The 20,168-nt window shown below is 67.1% G+C and carries 21 protein-coding genes and 1 pseudogene; 11 read left to right on the top strand and 11 right to left on the bottom strand.

Annotation, left to right across the window (positions count from 1 at the left end):
* The first annotated feature begins 431 nt into the window (after positions 1–431).
* On the top strand, positions 432–1,337 hold the full coding sequence (locus AB7O82_RS22555) for a hypothetical protein (RefSeq protein WP_428547597.1): 906 nt from the start codon (positions 432–434) through the stop codon (positions 1,335–1,337).
* 192 nt (positions 1,338–1,529) lie between these two features.
* Here the strand turns inward: AB7O82_RS22555 and AB7O82_RS22550 are convergent.
* A pseudogene (locus AB7O82_RS22550) lies at positions 1,530–1,931 on the bottom strand (LysR substrate-binding domain-containing protein); the annotation flags it as partial.
* Here AB7O82_RS22550 and AB7O82_RS22545 point away from each other — a divergent pair.
* Positions 1,866–2,708: an oxidoreductase gene (locus AB7O82_RS22545; RefSeq protein ID WP_428547594.1), complete on the top strand. Its 843-nt coding sequence runs from the start codon at positions 1,866–1,868 to the stop codon at positions 2,706–2,708. The pseudogene AB7O82_RS22550 and the gene AB7O82_RS22545 overlap by 66 nt on opposite strands.
* Before the next feature lie 162 nt (positions 2,709–2,870).
* On the opposite strand, the gene AB7O82_RS22540 is transcribed toward AB7O82_RS22545, so the two are convergent.
* The 4 genes from AB7O82_RS22540 to argB all read right to left on the bottom strand — a co-directional run bounded on the left by AB7O82_RS22540 (position 2,871) and on the right by argB (position 6,391).
* Positions 2,871–3,740 (bottom strand): Bug family tripartite tricarboxylate transporter substrate binding protein, encoded by an 870-nt coding sequence (locus AB7O82_RS22540; RefSeq protein WP_428547591.1) that lies wholly within the window; start codon positions 3,738–3,740, stop codon positions 2,871–2,873.
* A gap of 490 nt (positions 3,741–4,230) precedes the next feature.
* Positions 4,231–4,629: a globin family protein gene (locus AB7O82_RS22535; RefSeq protein WP_428547588.1), complete on the bottom strand. Its 399-nt coding sequence runs from the start codon at positions 4,627–4,629 to the stop codon at positions 4,231–4,233.
* Between the two features lie 212 nt (positions 4,630–4,841).
* Entirely contained in the window at positions 4,842–5,423 is a 582-nt protein-coding gene (gene def, locus AB7O82_RS22530) for a peptide deformylase (protein ID WP_428547586.1), read from the bottom strand.
* A gap of 47 nt (positions 5,424–5,470) precedes the next feature.
* Positions 5,471–6,391, bottom strand: a complete 921-nt coding sequence (argB, locus tag AB7O82_RS22525; protein WP_428547583.1) for an acetylglutamate kinase — start codon at positions 6,389–6,391, stop codon at positions 5,471–5,473.
* Positions 6,392–6,508: 117 nt separating this feature from the next.
* Between argB and AB7O82_RS22520 the strand changes: the two genes are divergently transcribed.
* Positions 6,509–7,255 (top strand): 2OG-Fe(II) oxygenase, encoded by a 747-nt coding sequence (locus AB7O82_RS22520; RefSeq protein WP_428547580.1) that lies wholly within the window; start codon positions 6,509–6,511, stop codon positions 7,253–7,255.
* A 105-nt stretch (positions 7,256–7,360) separates the two neighbouring features.
* Positions 7,361–7,486, top strand: coding sequence for a hypothetical protein (locus AB7O82_RS22515; RefSeq protein WP_428547577.1), 126 nt, complete (start codon positions 7,361–7,363; stop codon positions 7,484–7,486).
* Between the two features lie 116 nt (positions 7,487–7,602).
* Here AB7O82_RS22515 and yihA read toward each other — a convergent pair whose 3' ends face one another.
* From yihA to rpmH, 5 genes are all read right to left on the bottom strand, one after another.
* A complete protein-coding gene (gene yihA, locus AB7O82_RS22510; RefSeq protein WP_428547574.1) occupies positions 7,603–8,283 on the bottom strand; it encodes a ribosome biogenesis GTP-binding protein YihA/YsxC in 681 nt (226 codons plus the stop codon).
* Positions 8,283–10,148: a membrane protein insertase YidC gene (gene yidC, locus AB7O82_RS22505; RefSeq protein WP_428547571.1), complete on the bottom strand. Its 1,866-nt coding sequence runs from the start codon at positions 10,146–10,148 to the stop codon at positions 8,283–8,285. Before yidC ends, yihA begins: the two co-directional genes overlap by 1 nt.
* A gap of 22 nt (positions 10,149–10,170) precedes the next feature.
* A complete protein-coding gene (gene yidD, locus AB7O82_RS22500; RefSeq protein ID WP_428620213.1) occupies positions 10,171–10,434 on the bottom strand; it encodes a membrane protein insertion efficiency factor YidD in 264 nt (87 codons plus the stop codon).
* 68 nt (positions 10,435–10,502) lie between these two features.
* Positions 10,503–10,883, bottom strand: a complete 381-nt coding sequence (gene rnpA, locus AB7O82_RS22495) for a ribonuclease P protein component (RefSeq protein ID WP_428547565.1) — start codon at positions 10,881–10,883, stop codon at positions 10,503–10,505.
* A 25-nt stretch (positions 10,884–10,908) separates the two neighbouring features.
* Positions 10,909–11,043: a 50S ribosomal protein L34 gene (gene rpmH, locus AB7O82_RS22490; RefSeq protein WP_020698875.1), complete on the bottom strand. Its 135-nt coding sequence runs from the start codon at positions 11,041–11,043 to the stop codon at positions 10,909–10,911.
* 113 nt (positions 11,044–11,156) lie between these two features.
* Here rpmH and AB7O82_RS22485 point away from each other — a divergent pair, with 113 nt between their 5' ends.
* From AB7O82_RS22485 to AB7O82_RS22460, 6 genes are all read left to right on the top strand, one after another.
* Positions 11,157–11,798, top strand: a complete 642-nt coding sequence (locus tag AB7O82_RS22485) for a glutathione S-transferase family protein (RefSeq protein WP_428540075.1) — start codon at positions 11,157–11,159, stop codon at positions 11,796–11,798.
* Positions 11,799–11,975: 177 nt separating this feature from the next.
* Complete coding sequence (locus AB7O82_RS22480) at positions 11,976–12,689, top strand: TVP38/TMEM64 family protein (protein ID WP_428620211.1); 714 nt, start codon at positions 11,976–11,978, stop codon at positions 12,687–12,689.
* Positions 12,686–14,110, top strand: coding sequence for a dihydrolipoyl dehydrogenase family protein (locus AB7O82_RS22475; RefSeq protein WP_428620210.1), 1,425 nt, complete (start codon positions 12,686–12,688; stop codon positions 14,108–14,110). Before AB7O82_RS22480 ends, AB7O82_RS22475 begins: the two co-directional genes overlap by 4 nt.
* Before the next feature lie 279 nt (positions 14,111–14,389).
* Positions 14,390–14,632, top strand: coding sequence for a DUF2282 domain-containing protein (locus tag AB7O82_RS22470; RefSeq protein WP_428540068.1), 243 nt, complete (start codon positions 14,390–14,392; stop codon positions 14,630–14,632).
* A gap of 86 nt (positions 14,633–14,718) precedes the next feature.
* Positions 14,719–15,192: a DoxX family protein gene (locus AB7O82_RS22465; protein WP_428540065.1), complete on the top strand. Its 474-nt coding sequence runs from the start codon at positions 14,719–14,721 to the stop codon at positions 15,190–15,192.
* A gap of 29 nt (positions 15,193–15,221) precedes the next feature.
* Positions 15,222–16,472: an NAD(P)/FAD-dependent oxidoreductase gene (locus AB7O82_RS22460; RefSeq protein WP_428540062.1), complete on the top strand. Its 1,251-nt coding sequence runs from the start codon at positions 15,222–15,224 to the stop codon at positions 16,470–16,472.
* A gap of 31 nt (positions 16,473–16,503) precedes the next feature.
* Here AB7O82_RS22460 and AB7O82_RS22455 read toward each other — a convergent pair whose 3' ends face one another.
* The gene (locus AB7O82_RS22455; RefSeq protein WP_428620208.1) at positions 16,504–18,807 is read right to left on the bottom strand and encodes a DUF4214 domain-containing protein; all 2,304 of its coding nucleotides are present in this window, start codon (positions 18,805–18,807) and stop codon (positions 16,504–16,506) included.
* 449 nt (positions 18,808–19,256) lie between these two features.
* On the opposite strand from AB7O82_RS22455, the gene AB7O82_RS22450 reads away from it, so the two are divergent.
* On the top strand, positions 19,257–20,123 hold the full coding sequence (locus AB7O82_RS22450; protein ID WP_428620207.1) for a hypothetical protein: 867 nt from the start codon (positions 19,257–19,259) through the stop codon (positions 20,121–20,123).
* The last annotated feature ends 45 nt before the right edge of the window (positions 20,124–20,168 follow it).

The raw sequence follows: 20,168 nt of genomic DNA, 5'->3' as shown, positions 1-20,168 counted from the left end.
TTCGCGGCGCAATAGATGCCCTCCTCCTCGTAGGTTCAGATGCCGTTACGCGGCATCACGCCGGCGACCCAGGTAGACCGGGATCTATCCCGTTCATGGTGATGGATGCGTCCCAGAACCGTCGAGCAAGCGTCGGGTCCTGCGCCTCCGCAGATCGAGATCCTTCGTCGGCAAGTGTGACAGGTGCGCCGGCAAACGAGAACCATCGTGACGCCCTCCTTGCACGGCCGCGCCACGGCGGTGGCTCACCACGACCGCGGTCAAGCGAAGTCGACCTGCACCTCGACGCGGCAGCGTGTGGCGTCGACGACACGGGAAAATGGCTGGAGGAGCACGCCTGCGACAGGGGCCGAAATCTGGTCACACTTTCATGCGATACTATAGAGGCGCTTCCGGACTACCCATGCTCAATCACGCGAGGGAGGCTCGTCATGCCGCTGACCCTGAGCGACGTCCTGGACACACTGAGCGACCCCGTAGCCCTCGGCATCGAGTTCCACGTCGGCAAGATCGACATCAAGGGCGAATACCTGACGACGGTTCGCGATCACATTCGCGTCGGCAATATCCTGGTGAAAGGCGGCACGCAGGATCTCGCCTTCTACGATCAGACGACGGATGTCCTGCTGACGCAGAAGAAGTCGCCTCCCGCGGACGACAGCGATCGGGCGCTGCTGCTGCATGAATGCGTCCACGCCATGATCGACGTCTACGATCCCGGCGGCACCGTCACGCGTCACATGGGCGAAGTGGCGGCCTATCTTGTCCAGACGGCCTACAGCGTGCGCAAGACCCCGACGGCCAACCGCACCGGCACGGCGCCGTGGGACAAGTTCTGGGGCGACCTCTTCGCCACGGTGCGCGCCAACAAGCTCGACACCAAGGCGGGCAACGGCGCCAGGATCCCGTCGGCGACGCTCGAAAGCCTGCGCCGGCAACTCGCGGCCCTGCCGCATGTGAACTATGGAAATTTCAGCGAGGAGGCGACCGGCGTGTCGGACGGCCTGGTCCGCATGAACCTGTTTCTCCAGTCGTCCGACGAACCCGTGTCCATGCGCGCGTCGAGCGTTTCCTACGAAGCCTATCCCGATCCGAGCGACGATTATCTGATCGCCAAGCTGCTGGAGGCCTACGCCAGCACCGACGTTAGAGGCTATGGCAAGCGGCTGCGCGAGTTGCGGCGGGATTTTCTCTATTGCTCGCTGCATCGCGCGCGCGAGCTCAGGACCCGGCTCCCGGTGCGCAAGAAGGGGGACCGCGTCTCCGAACTGTTCCACGATCGCCTGTCGCACGGCGGCCGCGCGATCCTTCTCCGCGTTCTCGCGCTGCGAGGCTGATCGGGGCTTGGGCGAGGGACTGGAGCGCGCCGAGGACGACGCGCGCTTGCGGCCCTTACCTCAGCGCTTTTCCTTTGGACTTTGGCGGGGGAGCGCGCCTGCGCTCGCCCTGCTCAAGCGCCGCGCGGGCTTGTCGCCGATCCCGCTGAACAGGATCGGTCCAGCCTTCGCCGGCCTCCGACCACGCGCGCTCGCGTTGGTCGCCGTCACCTTGATGAAATCGATGAAGGCTCGCAGCGGCGCGGTTACGAGGCGCCGCCCAGGGTAGTAGAGGAATGGGCCAGAGAAGCGCAGCCACCAGGGTTCGAGGACGGGGACGAGCAGGCCGCGGTCGAAATACGGACGTAGCCAATCCTCGAACAGATAGACGATGCCCAGGCCTGCGACCGCCGTGTCGACCGAGAGGTTACTCGCACCGCCAACGCTCACCAGTAACGGCCCGGCCGGATCGACCTTCACCACCTCGCCATCGCGTTCGAACTCCCACGGCGGCATGGCGCCGCCCGCAAAGCGGCCCGTCAGGCAGGCATGGTCGAGAAGATCGCGCGGGTGCGTCGGACGGCCACGGCGGTCGAGGTAGGCAGGGGCCGCGGCGCACCAAAGGACCCCGCGGCGGCGCGCGCCGTCTTGCGCGAGGCGGTCGCGTCCGGGGTGAACCATATCGACACCAGCGATTTCTATGGCCCGCATGTCACGAACCGGCTGATCCACGAGGCCCTGCATCCCTATCCGGACAACCTGGTGATCGTCACCAAGGTCGGCGCGCGGTGTGGCGCCGATGGCTCCTGGCTGCCCGCCTTCTCGTCGGGCGAGTTGACGCAGGCGGTGCACGACAATCTGCGCAACCTCGGCCTCGATGCACTGGAGGTAGTGAACTTTCGCATCATGGGCGACATCCACAAGCCAGCCGAAGGGTCGATCGCGGCACAGGTCGAAGCGCTTGCCGAGTTGCAGCGCAAGGGCCTGGTGCGCCATGTCGGGCTCTCCAACGCGACGGCTGCGCAGATTGCCGAGGCACGCCGGATCGTCGAGATCGTCTGCGTGCAAAACATGTACAACGTGGCGCATCGCGGCGACGACGTCTTGATCGATGACCTGGCCCGCGAGGGGATTGCCTATGTGCCATTCTTTCCCCTCGGGGGTTTCACGCCCTTACAGTCATCGACCTTGTCGGGCCTTGCCCTGCGCCTCGGCGCCACGCCGATGCAAGTTGCGCTTGCCTGGCTGCTGCGCCGCGCACCCAACATCCTGCTAATCCCTGGTACGTCGTCCGTCACGCATCTGCGCGAAAACCTGTTGGCGGCTGAGCTTGATCTACCGGACGACGCAGTCGCCGCGCTCGAAGGCATCACCGCCGGCGTCGCGGCGTGAGGAGAGGGACGAGCGGGAGGCTGAGCAGAGCAAGGTACCCGCCGTGAGCGCTTCAGCGCTAGGTCCGAGTTGGGTCACTGTCCGACGAATCGCTTGATGCCGCCGGATACCCGGGGTCTGCCTGGAAGCAGACACGGAGGGCAGACCTTATGGGTTCTGACCCTAGTCGAGCTTGACGTTCGCAGCCTTGACCGCCGGCGCCCATCGCGCGCGGTCCTCGGCCACGAATTTCGTGAAGGCCGCCCGGCCGGGCTGCGGCATGTCGAGGCCAAGCTCGTCGGCCCAGCGGCGCTGGATCTCGGGCTGCTTCAGCGCCTCGGTGACCGCGGACTCGAGCTTGGCGACGATCGGCTCGGGCGTTCGGGCTGGCGCGCCGAGGCCGTAGTAGGATGTTGCGACGTACCCCGGCAGCGTCTCGGCAATGGTCGGAATTTCGGGGGCCGCCTTGGAACGTACCGCCGACGTGACGCCCAGCCCCTTCAACTTGCCGCCACGCACCTGGGGCAGCATCGAGGTGATGTTGGCGAACATCATCTGCACGGTGCCGGCCATCAGGTCGTTGTAGGCTGGTCCGGCGCCTTTGTACGGCACGTGCAGGATGTCGACGCCGGCCATGATCTTGAACAATTCACCGCTGAGATGCAGCGACGTGCCGGGTCCCGAGGAGGCGTAGGAGTATCTGCCGGGCTCCTTCTTGCAGAGCGTGATCAGCTCGGCGACGTTGCCGACCGGAAGCGACAGCGTCACCCCCAGGAGATTGTAGAGCGTCGCCAGCAGCGAGATGCCGATCAGATCCTTGTCCGGGTCGTAGGGCAGCTTGCTGTAGAGCATTGGGTTCAGCGTGTGGCTCGCGACCGACAGCAGCCCGAGCGTGTATCCGTCGGGTGCGGCGCGGGCCAGCTCGGCGGTGCCGATGTTGCCGCCGGCGCCTCCTTTGTTCTCGACGACGAATTGCTGGCCGAAGGTGCGCGCCAGCTGATCGCAGACCAGCCGGCTCACCGTATCGGTGCCGCCGCCCGCGGCGAAGGGCACTATGAAACGGACGGTCTTGGTGGGCCAAGCCGCTTGCGCACGCGCGACGTGTGGCGCCGCAAGGGCCGCAAAGGAACCAGACAACAGATCACGGCGCTTCATCCCGTCCCCCCGACTTTTCATTCCTGCGAGACAACGACAACGTTAACGTGGCCGCCAATCGAAGCCAACGACAGGCCGCCGGAACATGAGTAGCATAGCTGAGGACGCGGTCGATGAGTGTCGAAATGAGCGGAGGTTCACTCGGCAGTCGGCCGATCAGCATCCGATCCACTGACCAAGCGCATTCCTCGACATCGCGCCGCTCTCAAGTCGACAGTCGTCCGTCCGGCCGATCGGTGCGAAGCTCCGCACCGGGTCGTATTGGACGTTCTTGTAGAGCACCGGCGCGAAGACGTTCGTGGCGGGGCCAGCTGAACGTGATTCTCGTCGGCCATCGAGGGAGGTGGCGCCGTAATGCGGCGACGCCCAAAAGGGTTGGGGAGGAGAACTACGCCCCCTTCATCACCCCGGCGAGGGCCGTGTAGGCCTCCGTCCACGCCCCCTTCACGTCGGGCGTGAAATCGGCGCCGAGGCCCTGCTCCAGGCTCCACAGCAGGGCGGCACCAACCGGCGTGTAGTGCTCGTCGGACACGCCATAGCCCTTGTGACGGCGGCCGAGATCCTGCACCGCGGGTACGATCGTCTCGAGCTTGTCGAGGTTGTTGACCGCGGTCGCCAGCATGCCGATCAGCTTCTTCTTCTGGTCGGCCAGATCGGCGGGAAACATCGGCCGCACCGTGGGCGCGAGCTCGAACAGCCGATCGTAGAAGAGATCGGCGGCGGTGCCGGCTATCGGCACGACCTTCTTGAAGCTCGATTGAACGAGCTCGATCTGTTGCGGCGTCACGATGCTCTCCCCCGTCGATTGCGATGCGAGGGATGCCGCAACATCCATGCCACCGGTCAGAAGGGCCACCGGTCAAAAATGGCCACCGGCCGGAGCGTCATCGACCGGAGGGCCACCGGCCACCTGGAGAGTCACCGGTCAGAAGGCCAGCGGTCAGGAGGTCCAGTGACCGGAGGGCCACCGGCAGAGGCTGCGGACCGAAGGGCCGACGGTCAGATTACGGGCGTCGGCTCGTCGGTCTTGCTGAAGGCCCTGGCCGCGGGCCTGCCCTCGGCCGCCTCGCGCTCCTTCTCCTTCCGCGCCTTCAGGAGCTTGCGCAGGATCATGTTGCGTTTGAGCGCGGAGATGTGATCGATGAACAGGATGCCGTCGAGATGGTCGATCTCGTGCTGCACGCAGGTCGCCAGCAGCCCCTCGCATTCCATCTCCTGCCGGGTGCCGTCGCGGCCGAGATAGCGCACCCGCACCTTGGCCGGCCGCACCACGTCGGAGTAGTGCTCGGGCACCGACAGGCAGCCTTCCTCGTAGGTCACGTCCTCGTCCGAGGCTTCGACGATCTCGGGATTGGCCATGAACAGAGGGCCGGTCTTGACCTCCTCGCGGTCGATGTCGAGCACGATCACCCGCTTCAGCACGCCGACCTGCGGCGCCGCCAGGCCGATGCCCGGCGCGGCGTACATCGTCTCCAGCATGTCGTCCATCAGGCGGCGCAGGTCGTCGTCCACCGCCTCGACCGGCAGGGATTTCTTCTTCAGGCGCGGATCGGGCGCGGTGAGGATGGGCAGGAGGGCCATAGCGACTAAATATGCGGCAGAATCGGCGGATTCAACCCCACCCCGGGTCAACCCCGGCCGCGCTTGACCATGGTGCCCACGCCGGCCTCGGTGAAGACCTCGAGCAGCAGGCTGTGCGGTACGCGGCCGTCCATGATGGTGGCGGCCTCGACGCCGGAGTTCACCGCGTCGATGCAGTTCTCGACCTTGGGGATCATGCCGCCCGAGATCGTGCCGTCGGCGATCAGCGTCCGCGCCTGGTCGACCGTCATCTCCTGGATCAGCTGGCCGTTCTTGTCGAGCACACCCGGCACGTCGGTCAGGAACAGCAGCCGCTTGGCCTTCATGGCGCCGGCGATGGCGCCGGCCGAGGTGTCGGCATTGATGTTGTAGGTGAGCTCGTCGTCGACGCCGAAGCCGATCGGCGCCACCACCGGGATCACGTCGGCGCGGCGCAGCTGCTCCAGCACCATGACGTTGATCTTGGCCGGCTCGCCGACCTGCTTGAGATCCACTTTCAGGAGCTCGCCGGTCTTGGGGTCGCGCATCTCGGTGACCTTCCTGGCCAGGATCAGGTTGCCGTCCTTGCCGCAGATGCCGACGGCGATGCCGCCGCATTCGTTGATGTCGGCCACGATCGCCTTGTTTATCGAGCCGGCCAGCACCATCTCGACGATCTCCATCGTCGCCGCATCGGTGACACGCAAGCCGTTCACGAAATTGCTCTTGATGCCGACGCGCTCCAGCATCTTGTTGATCTGCGGGCCGCCGCCATGGACCACGATCGGGTTCATGCCGACCTGCTTCATCAGCACGACGTCGCGCGCCACCAGGTCGCCAAGCTTGGGATCGGTCATGGCATGGCCGCCGTACTTGACGACGAAGGTCGCGTCGTTGTGGCGTCGCATATAGGGCAGGGCCTTGGAAATCGTCTCCGCCATGCGGATGAGCCGCCTCTGCTCCTTGTCGGTCTGCACCGGCTCGGCCATGTCTTCGGGACCCCAAGTTGAGAAAAACCCTCTCCGCGCCGGGAGAGGGCTAATGACCATCATATATCAGGCAGCCGGCGGATAGAAGAAGAGCGGCCGGCGCGGCAGGATGTCCCCATGATCAATACCGCACCTATCCGGCTTCCGCCGGACGCCTCCCCGCTCGGAAAGGGCGCGCGGCGGGATGACCCGACGATCGATGCCGCGACCCTGGCCGAGCGGGGCCATGTCGTGGCGCCAAGCCTGATCGAGCCCGACCTGTGCCGATCCCTGGCCAAGATGTGGCCCGATCAGACGCGCTTTCGCAGCCATATCGTCATGCAGCGCCACGGCTTCGGCCAGGGCGAGTACCAGTATTTCGCCTATCCGCTGCCCGAGCCGGTCGAGCGGCTGCGCCAGGCGCTCTATCCCGCGCTGGCCCGGGTCGCCAACCAGTGGAGCACGCAACTGGGCAGCGCCCGGCACTATCCGCCTGCCCTGCCGGCCTGGCTGAGGGAGTGTCACCAGGGCGGCCAGAAGCGGCCGACGCCGCTGCTGCTGCGCTACGGTGCCGGCGACTACAACTGCCTGCACCGCGACCTCTACGGCGACCTGGTGTTCCCGCTGCAGGCCACGGTGCTGCTGAGCGATCCCGGCCGCGACTTCGAGGGCGGCGAGTTCATGCTGGTCGAGCAGCGGCCGCGCATGCAGTCGCGCGGCGAGGTGATTGGCCTCGGCCAGGGCGACGCGGTGATCTTCGCCGTCAACGAACGGCCGGTGAAGGGCACGCGCGGCTTCTATCGCACGGCGATGCGCCACGGCGTGTCGACCGTGCGGCGTGGCCAGCGCTTCACGCTCGGCATCATCTTCCACGACGCGGCGTGACGTGGCCGCAGCCTCCGGTTCGACTTGCCACGCGCCAGGCCGATTGGAGCAGTTGCTGACCGGCTGGCGGCTCACCTTGCCAATTCGCTATGCCGCCCATGGAACGTGCAAATCGACTATCGCTGGACCGCCGGCAAAGCCGAGACCAGTCGCAAGCTCAAGACTGCGAAGACGCAGGGTCTCGACGTTCGACACTCCCTGCTTGCCCGCGCCGACGAGCTGATCGAATAGTGCTGCACTTCGGGGTGGTACGCGCGGCGACCTAGCGGGCGGGGACGCCCGCGGTCCGGAGGGGTCATTGCTGGGAGCGCGCCACTTAGCGCGCCACTCCGATGGCGCTCATATTCTCATTCGCGCAATGAGTCGGAGCCCGCGACGCTCGCGATCTCGGCCCTGAGCTCGGCGATGCCGAGGCCGGTCTCGCTGCTGGTCGCCAGCGCCCGCGGATGGGCGGCGCCATGCTGGCGGGCGACCGCCTCGGCGTCAGCGACGGCGCGGGCGACCGCGGCCGGCTTCAGCTGATCAGCCTTGGTGAGCACGAGCTGGTAGGAGACGGCGGCCCTGTCGAGGTTCTTCATGGTCTCGCGGTCGGCGTCCTTGATGCCGTGGCGAGCGTCGATCAGCAGGCAGACCCGCTTCAATGTCGGGCGGCCGCGCAGGTAGGCCGCCGCCAGATCCTGCCAGGCCTCCTTCAGGGAGCGCGACACGCGGGCGAAGCCGTAGCCCGGCAGGTCGACCAGGAACAGCCTGCCGCCGAGGTTGAAGAAATTGATCTGCTGGGTATGGCCCGGGTTGGACGACGTGCGCGCCAGCGACCGCCGGCCGGTGAGCGCGTTGACCAGGCTCGACTTGCCGACATTGGAGCGTCCCGCGAAGGCGATCTCGGGCAAGGCGATGGCCGGCAGCGAGTCGAGGGATGCCGCCCCGGCCACGAACTCGCAGGGGCCGGCAAACAGCTTGCGCGCTGCTTCGATCTCCTCGGGCGTTCGCGCCCCGGTCTCCGCAGGCGAAGCGTCCTGGTCGGCCATCAGCTCTTCTTGGCCGCGCCCTTGCCGCCCTTCTTCCCGCTGCTGCTGCTGCCGGAGCCAGCGCTGCCACCGCCAGCGCCACCGGGCCCGGCCGCCGGCGCGGGCACCGCGGCGGCCACGGCGGGCTTGGCCTTGCCGCCGATCTGCACGCCGTGCCGGCGCATGATGGTGTACTGCTGGGCGATCGACAGGATGTTGCTCCAGGCCCAGTAGATCACCAGGCCGGCCGCGAACGGCGCCAGCATGAAGGTGAACAGGATCGGCAGGAACTGGAAGACGCGGGCCTGCACCGGGTCGGTCGGCTGCGGGTTGAGCTTCTGCTGCAGGTACATCGTGACGCCCATGATCAGGGGCCAGATACCGATGTTGAAGAAATGCAGGATCTCCGGCACGTGCCACGGGAACAGGCCGAAGCCCGTCAGGATGGTAAGCGGATCGGGCGCGCTCAGGTCCTTGATCCAGCCGAAGAACGGCTGATGGCGCATCTCGATGGTGGTGTAGAGCACCTTGTAGAGCGCAAAGAACACCGGGATCTGCACCAGGATCGGCAGGCAGCCGGCCGCCGGATTGACCTTCTCCCGGCGATAGAGCTGCATCAGCTCCTGGTTCATGCGCTGGCGATCTTCGCCGTAGCGCTCCTTCAGCTTCTCCATCTCCGGCTGCAGCGCCTTCATCTTGCTCATCGCCGCATAGGACTTGTTGGCCAGCGGGAAGAACACTGCTTTGACGATCACCGTCAGAATGAGGATGGAGAGGCCGAAATTGCCGAGCTGCACGTAGAGCCATTCGAGCAGCCAGAACAGCGGCTTGGTGAAGAACCAGAACCAGCCCCAGTCGATCGTCAGGTCGAACTTCTCGATGCCGAGCTTCGTCTCGTAGGCGTCGATGACGCGCACGATCTTGGCGCCGGCGAACAGGTGCGAATCGCCGGCCGTGCCCATGGCGCCGGGCGCGACGGTCATGGCCGGCGCCACATAGTCGATCTGGTACTTGAGGTCGGCGCCCGCGCCGGTCGACTTTATGTTGACGTCGACCTTGGTCTTCTGGTCGGGCACAAGGGTCGCCATCCAGTACTTGTCGGTGATGCCGACCCAGCCGCCGGTGGTGGAAAATTTCTGCTGCTTGTTGTCCTTGAAGTCGGAGTAGCTGAACTCCTTGAGGCCGCCATTGAAGACGCCGTATGGCCCCTCGTGCAGGATGTAGATGCCTTCGGCCGGGGGCTCGCCGTAGCGCACGACGAGGCTCCACGGGTAGAGCGTCACCGGCTTGTCGGTCTTGTTCTCGACACTCTGCTTCACGTCGAACATGAAGAAGTCGTCGATGCCGATGGTGAGGCCGAACACCAGCCCCTCGCCGTTGTCCCAGGTGAGCTTGACCGGCTTGCCGGGCGCGAGCGTCGTGTTGTCGGCGGTCCACAGCGTGTCGGGACCGGGCACCTTGATCGCGGCATCGCCGGTCGACCAGCCGAACTCGGCGTAATAGGGATGCGCACTGCCGACCGGCGACAGCACCGGCACCGGCGGGCTCTTGGGATCGATGGTGACGCGGTACTTCACCAGGTTCACGTCGTCGATGCGCGCGCCCTTGAGCGCGATCGAGCCGACCAGCTCGGGCGTATCGAAGGTGACGCGCGGCGAACGCTCGAGCGCGTCCTTGCGGCTCACGACCTGCGGTGGCGCGCCGGCGACCGGCGGCGCCCCCGGCGCGGCGGGCTGACCGGCCGGCGCCTGCGGCGCACCGGACGGGCTGGTCGTCTGCTGCTGGCTGCCGTTGACTGGCGGCTTGGCCGGCGGGAAGGCCGCCTGCCAGCCCACGATGATCAGCACCGAGAGCACGATCGCGACGATAAGGTTCTTCTGGTCCATTGAAGCGAACTCCGGCAGCGCGTCAGGCGCGCTCGGCGGGATGACAGGAAAGCGGTGAACGAGCTTGGGCGGAGGCGGGCGGCACGGGATCGTACCCGCTACCGCCCCACGGGCCGCAACGACAGAGCCTGCGCCCGGCGAGCCAGCTGCCCTTGAGAGCGCCATGGCGCGCTACCGCCTCGGCGGCGTAGGCCGAGCAGGAGGGTTCGAAGCGGCAGGCGCCGACGAAGAAATAGGCGAGCGTCAGCTGATAGAGCCGGATTGCCCCCCGCAGCAGGCCAGCCATCGCGAGTGAAACCATGCGGCCCGGAAACTGGCGATTCGCCGGCCGCTGCGCAAGCTGTCCGTGGGGGGTCATGGCGTCGCGACAGCCAATGCGCGCAGACGCCTCAACGCCTGCAGGAGGTCCGCCTGCATGGTCGCGAATTCGCGACCGAGGGCCGCCTGGCGGCCGACCAGGACATAGTCGAGATCGGCCCGAGCCTGGCCGGGGATCACCAGCCGGGCGACCTCGCGCAGGCGCCGGCGCACACGATTGCGCACGACCGCATTGCCGACCTTGCGGCTGACGGTGAAGCCGACCCGGATCTGGGACCCTTCGAGGTCGGCAGGGGTGAGGTCGGCGGGGACAGGGGCCACCTGGACCACGAAGCCGGGCATGGCACAGCGCCGCCCGGCCTGGACACGCAGGAAGTCGCGGCGATTCGGCAGGCGCCCCAGTCGCGCTGCGCTCAAACTGGCCGCGCTACGGACAAATGGGCTAGGCCGACAGGCGCTTGCGGCCGGACCGGCGGCGGTTGGCGATGACCTTGCGGCCACCGACCGTCGCCATGCGGGACCGGAAGCCGTGGCGGCGCTTGCGCACCAGCTTGCTCGGCTGATAGGTGCGTTTCATGACGCAACTCCTGTAAATACAAGGCCCCCGCGCGTACCCGGCGGGGGCAAAATCGTGGGCGAGGGTAATAAGCGCGGTGGCGCGTCGAGTCAACGCCGGGCTAGCCTCCCCGCATGTCCCTTGTCCTGCACGGCTATCACTACAGCGTCTACAACCGCATCGCCCGGCTGGTCCTGGCCGAGAAGGGTGTCGGCTACACGCGCGTCGAAATCGACCCGTTCGCCCTCCCCGTGTCCCAGGCCTACCTTGAACTCCACCCGTTCGGCCGGGTGCCCACCCTGGTGCATGACGGCTTCGCACTCTACGAGACCGCCGCGATCACGCGCTACGTCGACCGGGCCTTCGGCGGGCCGGCATTGCAGCCGGCGCCGCCGCGTGCCATGGCGCGCATGGACCAGATCATCGCCGTGGTCGATTCCTACGGCTACTGGCCGATGGTTCGGCAGGTTTTCTCGCACGGCGCGTTCCGCCCGGCCGCCGGCCGGCCGGCCGACACCAACGAAATCCAGGCCGGCCTCGCCGGGTCCGCCAAGGTCCTGGCGGCCCTCGAGGCGCTGGCCGCGCCCGACGGCTTCCTGGTCGGCGACCGGGTCTCCCTCGCCGATTTTCATCTCGGCGCTATGGTCGCCTATCTCGCGCTGGTGCCCGCGGGCGCCGCGCTATTGCGCGAGCGACCGCGGCTCACGGCCTGGTGGGATCACGTGAGCTGCCGCCCGAGCTTCGCGGCGACCGATCCGGGGCTGCCGGGGAAGTGACTCATGTGGACCGCGGGCATCTCGCCCGCTCATAGTCTCGTGAACATGAGCGGGCGGGACGCCCGCGGTCCGCATGAGGCCGTCACGCCAGCGTGACCTGCATTTGCTTTGAGTGCGCCGGGCGGCGCGCCAATATCGGCGGTGAACCATGCGACTGCTGAAAATGACCTCGCCGAAATGACCATGCCGCCCTGGCGCCGGCTGATTCCAATGGCGATCCTGCTGCTGGGGCTGGCGCTGTTCCTGCTGCTCGATTGCGAACGCTACGTTTCCTTCGAGATGCTGCAGCGCCATCACGTTACGCTCGCCGCCTGGGTCGCCCGCAATCCGTTGCAGGCCAGCCTGCTCTACGTCCTGGTCTACGCGCTGGTGGTGGCGTTTTCGCTCCCCGTCGCCGTCCTGATCACGCCGGTCGGCGGGTTCCTGTTCGGCGTCTGGCTCGGCGCCGTGCTGTCGGTGATCGGCGCCACGCTGGGCTCGGTCGTGTTGTTCCTGGCAGCCCGCTCAGCCCTCTACGATGTCTTCCATCGCAAGGTCGGCGCCACGCTGGCGCGCCTCGAGGCAGGCTTTCGGCGCGACAGCTTCAACTACCTGCTCTTTCTCCGTCTGGTTCCGGTGTTCCCGTTCTGGCTGGTCAACATCGTACCGGCCCTGCTCGGCATGAGGCTCGGTCCCTACGTCCTGGCGACGGTGATCGGCATCATTCCGGCAGCGATCGTCTATGCCAGCCTTGGCGCCGGCCTGGGCCAGGTGATCGCGCGCGGCGAGGTGCCGGATTTCGGCATCATCTTCGAATGGCGTATTCTGCTGCCACTGCTCGGCCTCTCGCTGCTCGCCCTGATCCCGGTCGTTTATTCTCGCGTGCGCGCCGGTCCGACGTCGCCGCGATGACCGAGACGCTCACGCCCGATGTCTGCGTCGTCGGCGCGGGCTCCGCCGGCCTGGTGGTTGCGGCCGGTGCCGCCCAGCTTGGCCTCGATGTCGTGCTGATCGAGCGGGCGCTGATGGGCGGCGATTGCCTCAACCACGGCTGCGTGCCGTCGAAGGCGCTGCTCGCCGCCGCCAGGTTGGCCGACATGCAGCGGCGCGGCGCGGCGTTCGGCGTGGCGCCGATCGAGCCGCACGTCGACTTCGCCAAGGTGATGGACCATGTCGCCGCGACGATAGCCGCCATCGCGCCCAACGATTCGGTCGAGCGCTTCGAAGGGCTGGGAGTGCGGGTGCTCATCGAAGAGGCGCGCTTCATCGGCCGCACCGAGCTGCAGGCCGGACCGCATCGCATCCGCAGCCGGCGCATCGTGCTGGCGACCGGCTCGCGCCCCGCCGTGCCGCCGATCCCCGGCCTGTCAGGCCTGCCCTATCTCACCAACGAGACGCTCTTCGCCAACCGCATCCTTCCCGGCCATCTCATCGTGATTGGCGGCGGGCCGATCGGCCTGGAGATGGCGCAGGCACACCGGCGGCTGGGCGCGCGCGTCACCGTGCTGGAGGCGGCCGACTTCCTGCCCAAGGACGATCCCGAGCTGGCGGCCATTGTCGTTGCCCGCCTGCGCGCCGAGGGAATCGATCTGCGCGCACCGGCCAGGATCGCGCGCGCCGAGCGCACGCCCGCAGGGCTGGCGCTGGTCCTCGAGGACGGTGAGCGCTTCGAGGGCACCCATCTCCTGGTCGCCGCCGGGCGCACGCCGACCCTCGACGGGCTTGGTCTCGAGAAGGCCGGTATCGCCTTCACCAAGCGTGGCATCACCGTCGACCGAAGGCTGCGGACCTCCAACCGCAACGTCTGGGCGATCGGCGACTGCAACGGCCTCTACGCCTTCACCCACATGGCCGGTTACGAGGCCTCGCTGTTCATTCGCGGCGCGCTGTTTCGTGCGCCCGCCCACCTCGATGCGTCGATCGCGCCGTGGGCGACCTACACCGACCCGGAGCTGGCGCAGGTCGGTCTTTCCGAGAAGGCCGCGCGGGAAAAACATGGTGATTCCGTCCACGTGCTACGCTGGCGGCTCGCCGAGAACGATCGCGCACAGGCCGAGCGCGAGACCGACGGCCTGGTCAAGGTGATCACCACGCGCCGCGGCCGCATCCTCGGCGCCACGATTGCGGCGCCTCATGCCGGCGAGCTGATCCAGCCGTGGTGTCTGGCGATCGGCAAGCGGCTCGGCATTTCCGCCCTGGCCAGCTTCGTGCCGCCCTATCCGACCCTGGGCGAGGCGAGCAAGCGCGCCGCCGGCAGCGCCTTTACCGAGGCGCTGTTCGGCCCGCGCACACGTCGGCTGGTGCGCCTGCTGGCGCGCCTTCCGGTGTGGTGAGTTCATGTTCTTGCGGACCGTGGGCGTCTTGCCCGCTCATGAGTCTTTGCCGGGAGCACGCCACTCCGATGGCGCTCATGGGATGTGTAATCACCTAGAAGAGCGCCATCGGAGTGGCGCGCTCCCAGCAATGAGCGGGCGGGATGCCCGCGGTCCGCAAGAGCATGAACCCATAGCGCCGGCGCATCGATCCCATAGTGAGGCAATATTTCAGCACCCGGGGCGGTCCCGGCATGGTGCGGCCACCCGCAAGGGCAACCATTGAACCAGGAGACCACCATGATCACCAAGCTTACCATCGCCGCCGCCCTCAGCACCGCGCTGCTGGCTGGCGCCGCCAGTCAGACCTACGCCCAGGGCAACGTCGAGAAATGCTACGGCGTCGCCAAGGCCGGCAAGAACGACTGTCAGACCGCGACCTCGTCGTGCGCCGGCACGTCCAAGAAGGACGCGCAGGCCGACGCCTGGCTCAGCCTGCCCAAGGGCACCTGCACGAAGATCATCGGCGGCAAGCTCAGCTGACGCCACCCCCGAGCCGGCTCCGGCCCGCAAAGACCGGAGCCGGCGTTCGCTTCATCGCGGAGGCATTTGCCGTGAAGGAGTTTGCCATGACGAGCGTTTCCCATCCCATGCCGGCACCCATGCCGACTATCGTCGGCCGCCTCGACGCGGCCCGCGCCCGGGCCGGCCGTTTCCCGCTGTCGCTCCTCGAGCTCGGCATGCGCGTGTCGGTCGGTGCCACCTTCTTCCGCTCGGGGATGAACAAGGTGCAAAGCTTCGACACCGCGATCACCCTGTTTCGCGAGGAATATCGCCTGCCGCTGCTGCCGCCCGAGATCGCGGCCTACCTGGGCACGGCGGTCGAGCTGTCGGCGCCGATCCTGCTGGTGCTCGGTCTGTTTGCCCGGCTGGGCGCAGCAGCCCTGCTCGCCATGACGCTGGTGATCCAGTTCCTGGTCTATCCGGCCAACTGGCCGGAGCACTTGATGTGGGCCTCGATCCTGGCCTACGTGCTGACACGCGGCCCGGGGGCGCTGTCGATCGATCGCGCCATCGCTTTCAACCTGTTCGGCCGAGCCTAGAACGATTGCGACTCGAAGGAGGCCAGCCGATGACGCGACCGCGCATCGTCATCGTCGGTGCCGGGTTCGGCGGCCTCAGCGCCGCCGTCGGCCTGGCCGGAGCCGACGCCGACGTCACGGTCGTCGACCGCCGCAACTACCACCTGTTCCAGCCGCTGCTCTACCAGGTGGCGACCGCCGGCCTGTCGCCGGCGCAGATCGCCTCGCCGATCCGAGCCATCCTGCGCCGCGCCGGCAACGTCCGCGTCGTGCTGGGCAAGGTCGGCGGCATCGACAAGGATCAGCGGGTGGTGAAGGTCGACGACCGGCCCGGCCTAGCCTACGACCACTTGATCCTCGCGACCGGCGCACGTCACGCCTATTTCGGCCGCGACGACTGGGAAGCGGTGGCGCCCGGCCTCAAGACGATCGACGACGCGACCGGCATCCGCCGCCGCATCCTCACCGCCTTCGAGCAGGCCGAAGCGGCCGAGCAGCCCGATACGCGCCGCCGCTACCTGACCTTCGTCGTGATCGGCGGCGGGCCGACCGGCGTGGAGATGGCTGGCGCCATCGCCGAGCTCGCCCACGCCGCCTTGCGCCATGATTTCCGCAGCATCGATCCGCGCGAGGCGCTCATCGTGCTGGTCGAAGCGGGCCCGCGCCTGCTGACGTCCTTTCCCGAGGCGCTGAGCACGGCCGCCCGGGATTCGCTCGAGCGACTTCATGTCGAGGTGCGCCTGGGCGCGCCGGTCTCGGCTTGCGATGCCGACGGCGTGACGATCGGCGAGCAGCGCCTGGACGCGGCGACGATCGTCTGGGCGGCTGGCGTGGCCGCCTCGCCGGCGGCGCGCTGGCTCGGCGTCGAGGCCGATCGCGTCGGCCGGGTCAAGGTCGGGCCGGACCTGTCGCTGCCCGGCCACCCGGAAATCTTCGTCATCGGCGACACCGCGCATGTCGCCGACGCCGCGGGGCAGCCGCTGCCCGGGCTCGCCCCGGTGGCCAAGCAGCAGGGCGCCTACGTCGCGCGCCTGCTGCGCTCCAAGCTCGCCGGACGGCGCGCGCTGCCACCCTTCCGGTACCGCAGCTACGGCACCATGGCGACCATCGGCCGGCGTGCCGCGGTTGCCGATTTCGGCTGGGTCCGCTTCGACGGCACGGTAGCCTGGCTGCTGTGGGGCGCCGTGCACATCTCCTTCCTGATCGGCTTTCGCAACCGGCTGGTCGTCATCCTCGACTGGCTGTGGTCCTACGTGACTTTCCAGTCCGGCGCCCGGCTGATCACCGGTCCGTCGAACTGATGCACAGATCAGCGCTTTCCTTGACTACCGATCACGCATGATTGGTGATCAGGGCCTCGGCGTTCGCGATGCCGACGAGAACGCTCAGCGGATCGGCCGTCACATCCTGCAGCAACGCCGTCGCCGCCGCGATGTCGCTTGCACCGGCCCAGACGATTCCGTGGAACTCCTGCTCGGCGACGTAGGCCAAACTGACCGCCACCTTGCTCATCAGCGTCGTGATGTCCTTGGCCGCGGCCGTGTCCTGCGCCCCGCTGATGATGTCGATCAGCACCGAACCCACGGACTGGCCGGCCTGCAGCGTCTGCTGGATCTGCCCGGTCCAATAGGCCAATCCGGCGGAGTCGGACGAGCGGTCGAACAGGTTGGCGTAGACGCTGTTGAGGAACGCGCCGATCTCGGCGTCGCTCGCGCCGACAGGGTCGGCCAGGAACGGGTAGAGCGCCGTGGCCTCGGCGCTGGCGCCGAACGACTGCGCGATGTTGGCGAACACGGCCGCAGGGCCCTGGGTCGGCAAGTTGTCGTTGAACTCGTCGACCCAGAAGTCGAGACCCTCTGCATCGGCGGCGCGACCGAAGAACGCAACGTAGGTCGCTGCAATCTGCTCATCGGCCGTGAGCGCCAGCAGGTTCAACGTCGTCGTCGTCGGCCCGACGTTGACTGGCACGACGTGGATCGTCACCTGGCCGATGTCCGATGACCCGTAGTCTCCGAAGCCGAAGTAACTGAAGGTATCGATGCCGCTGAATCCGGCATCCGGCGTATAGGTAATCGCGCCATCCAGACCGAGCCCCAGTTGGCCGTTCTCCACCCCCGACTGCAGCGCTATCGCCGCGGGCGACTCGGACTGGTCGTTGCCCAGCACACCGAGCGGCGCGGCAGTCGCCAGCGCGCTACCCTGCGTGACCACGTAGGCATCGTTGTGTGCTTGCAGGGCGTGCGGGAAGTTGGCAGTCCAGGCCCCCACCAGCGTACCCGCGCCGTCCGGACCCACCGTCGGCACGAGCTTGTAGACCGGGAAGACGAAGTCGCCAAAACCACCGTAGAACACGCTGGTGGTTCCCGTGTGAGCGTCCACGCTGATCGCGGTGTCGTACTGATAGAGGCCGACCTGCTTCTGTATCGCCGGCTCGTCCTGGAACGAAAAATAGTTGTAGCCGATCAGGTTGGTCGTGCTGCGCGACGTGCCGGCATTGTGGGTCGCCAGATATTCCTCGATGGCCTTGACCTCCTGGAGGGCGGCCTTGGCCTGTTCGGCGTCCGAGCTGTATTTGTCCCGGTTGGGCGTGAACACCTCCATCAACAGCATCGGCACGGTGAACGTTTCGCCAGGCCACGGCGAGGCGCCTTCGTCCAGGAGCTTCAGCGTGTTGGCGATTCCGGGAATGTACGGCGGTGTCGTGTTGCTCTGGCCGATGTTGAAGCTGTTGAAATAGTAGCTCGCAAAGTTCGGATCGACCTGGGCGAGGCCCGTCACCGGCGCGCTGAAGGTGGTGGCGCCCAACCATGTACTGGGAAGGCCCTGTCCCGCCTGGGCGCCCGAGAGCAGTGCCTTGAACCAGCTCCCATTCTGGCCAGTCTGGTCGCCGTTGCCGAAGGTCGTGCCGATCGGCACGATCGCGCCGGTCGAGCCGTTGACGACGGGATCGCCGTCGGGCCCCGTGCCGGATCCGTTGATCTGCTGGTGCAGGTTGTGGACCCACCAGTTCATGCGGGCGAGGGCGTCGGAGGCGTTGGTCGGGCCGAAGACATGCCCCTGGTTCTCTCCCCCGGCGAGGGGGCCCGTGAGGTAGTCGGGCTCGTTGGCGACACTGATCATGACGGCTTCGTGGATCTTGCCCGTCGTGGGATCGGTGATGCTGGCGATGAACTGCTTGAAGTCTTTCTGGATCGCGTCGGGCGCCGAGGAGAAGGCGTAGTCGGCGGTCGGGTTTGCGTTGTTCCAGGAAAACGGGTCGTTGCTCAGGAAATAGTTGGACACCGGCACCACGACCTTGATGCCGAGCGTCTTGGCATAGTCCAGGAAGTTGATGTGATCGAGCCCCGTGTCGCTCGAGGCCGAGGTGCCGCGGGCCATGTCCCAGTCGTAGAGCCGCACCAGGTTGAAGCCGTCCTTGGCGATGGTCCCAAGGTCATCGCGGTAGTTGCTGCCGTTGTTGGCCGGCACGCTGAGGCTGGGCTGGGTCGCCGCCTGGTACTCCTTGGCCCAGAACGAGGCGAAGGCGTCGTTGGCCATGTCGGAGTCGTTGAACTGCGCGTTGGCCTTGGGGTTCCAACCCGGCCAGGTAGCCGCGTAGTCGACGCCGCGAAAGATTTTGCCCGTGTACCATGCCATGGTGGCCTCCTTGCACCGGCCCAAGCTCGCCCACCGCCATTCGCTCCGGATACGGCAGGCTTCGCGTCCAACCTGATGCCGCTCCGGCCGTTCAGGTTCTGACAGTCTGCGCTGTGCCGGGAGTGTTACTCCCCGGGCGAGAAGTGCCTGATGAGCCGCATTTCCAGCAGTCCCCTTGCGCGGAAAAGTGCTGAAATTCCGCGCCTCTTCCAGCAGGATGTGTCTGGAAATGCCGAGACGGCGGATGCGCGGGGGCCCGGATGGCACGAGACATCGACCGCAAGCTACGCCTGACGGCAGCCTTTCTGGGTGCCGGCGGGCGCAAGGAACTCGCGGCAGCGTTCCGCCGCGTCAATGCCGATACCTCCTTCGAGGTCGCGCGGGCCGACAAGTGGCTGCAGGGTCGCGCCACGCCGCGCGAGCCGCAGATTTACGAAGACTGGGCGAAGGTGGTCGGCCTCGACCGGCTTGGCCGATGGATCGCGGACTGCGATGCCGAGGCCTTCCTCGACGAGATTTGTGCCCGGCATGGTCGGGACCGCGAGGCCCTGCAGCGCGATCTCGAACCGGTCGGCAAGCGCCCCGGTCTGAGCTCGGCTCTCGACCTGATCGGCACGTTCGCCTGCTATTCGCACGCCTGGACGATCCACCCCGGGCAGCTGCTCCGGGGAGAGCTGACGGTGCGCGCGGCGTCCGGACAGAACCGATTGCGCGGGACCTACACCGAGATTCTGTCGAGCGACAGCCGCGTCGAATACAAAGGCCCGATCGTCGTCGGCAAGCGCGCCATGCATATCGAGGCCCGCGACTCCAGCGGTGATTCGCAGTTCAAGTTCTCCCTATTCCTGCCGTCGCCGCCTGCCAGCGTACTGGGCGGCTTGTGGTCGGGCGCGACCGTTCTCGGGCCGCTCGCCCAGCCTTCGGTGACCCGCGTCGTTATGGTGCGCCTGCAGGCAGCGAGCGAGCGGCTGCGCACGGCGCAGGGATTCATGCCGGACCATGCGTCGTTGGGCGAGGATCTGGCAATGCTGGGCTATCCAGTCGCGGACGCGGCCACCGTCGACCGGCGCCTCCGCGAGTTCCTCACCGGCGGAATCGGCGGCGGCTTCGATCAGATTTCGATTGCCGCCTATCACGCGCTGGTCGAGCTGTTCGACCGAAGCTGGCTGACGTCAATGGCGCCGGACGGCGACCAGGCAGTGGGGCAGCGAACGCGCTCCATTTCATCGCGCCCGAATGACGTCGAGGCCGAAATTCGCCGTCGTGCCGGCTCAAAGGACCGCCCATCCGGGCCCCGTGGCGAGTTTGTCCGCTGATTAGTACGTCCTAACCGGCTTGCCCGCGAGGATCTGGCACAATTG

Origin of the sequence: Reyranella sp. (genome assembly GCF_050185545.1) — a bacterium.
In the GTDB taxonomy this organism is placed as follows: domain Bacteria; phylum Pseudomonadota; class Alphaproteobacteria; order Reyranellales; family Reyranellaceae; genus Reyranella.
This window is presented reverse-complemented; position numbering and strand designations above follow the sequence as displayed.

Bases quoted from the DNA above. Each gene is read 5' to 3' on its own strand.
- argB (WP_428547583.1), bottom strand. From the start codon at position 6,391: ATGGCCGAGCCGGTGCAGACCGACAAGGAGCAGAGGCGGCTCATCCGC.
- rpmH (WP_020698875.1), bottom strand. From the start codon at position 11,043: ATGAAACGCACCTATCAGCCGAGCAAGCTGGTGCGCAAGCGCCGCCAC.
- AB7O82_RS22480 (WP_428620211.1), top strand. From the start codon at position 11,976: ATGACCATGCCGCCCTGGCGCCGGCTGATTCCAATGGCGATCCTGCTG.
- AB7O82_RS22485 (WP_428540075.1), top strand. From the start codon at position 11,157: ATGTCCCTTGTCCTGCACGGCTATCACTACAGCGTCTACAACCGCATC.
- AB7O82_RS22465 (WP_428540065.1), top strand. From the start codon at position 14,719: ATGACGAGCGTTTCCCATCCCATGCCGGCACCCATGCCGACTATCGTC.
- AB7O82_RS22545 (WP_428547594.1), top strand. From the start codon at position 1,866: ATGGTCGAGAAGATCGCGCGGGTGCGTCGGACGGCCACGGCGGTCGAG.
- AB7O82_RS22520 (WP_428547580.1), top strand. From the start codon at position 6,509: ATGATCAATACCGCACCTATCCGGCTTCCGCCGGACGCCTCCCCGCTC.
- AB7O82_RS22460 (WP_428540062.1), top strand. From the start codon at position 15,222: ATGACGCGACCGCGCATCGTCATCGTCGGTGCCGGGTTCGGCGGCCTC.
- AB7O82_RS22475 (WP_428620210.1), top strand. From the start codon at position 12,686: ATGACCGAGACGCTCACGCCCGATGTCTGCGTCGTCGGCGCGGGCTCC.
- AB7O82_RS22455 (WP_428620208.1), bottom strand. From the start codon at position 18,807: ATGGCATGGTACACGGGCAAAATCTTTCGCGGCGTCGACTACGCGGCT.
- AB7O82_RS22555 (WP_428547597.1), top strand. From the start codon at position 432: ATGCCGCTGACCCTGAGCGACGTCCTGGACACACTGAGCGACCCCGTA.
- yihA (WP_428547574.1), bottom strand. From the start codon at position 8,283: ATGGCCGACCAGGACGCTTCGCCTGCGGAGACCGGGGCGCGAACGCCC.
- yidD (WP_428620213.1), bottom strand. From the start codon at position 10,434: ATGGCTGGCCTGCTGCGGGGGGCAATCCGGCTCTATCAGCTGACGCTC.
- def (WP_428547586.1), bottom strand. From the start codon at position 5,423: ATGGCCCTCCTGCCCATCCTCACCGCGCCCGATCCGCGCCTGAAGAAG.
- yidC (WP_428547571.1), bottom strand. From the start codon at position 10,148: ATGGACCAGAAGAACCTTATCGTCGCGATCGTGCTCTCGGTGCTGATC.
- AB7O82_RS22470 (WP_428540068.1), top strand. From the start codon at position 14,390: ATGATCACCAAGCTTACCATCGCCGCCGCCCTCAGCACCGCGCTGCTG.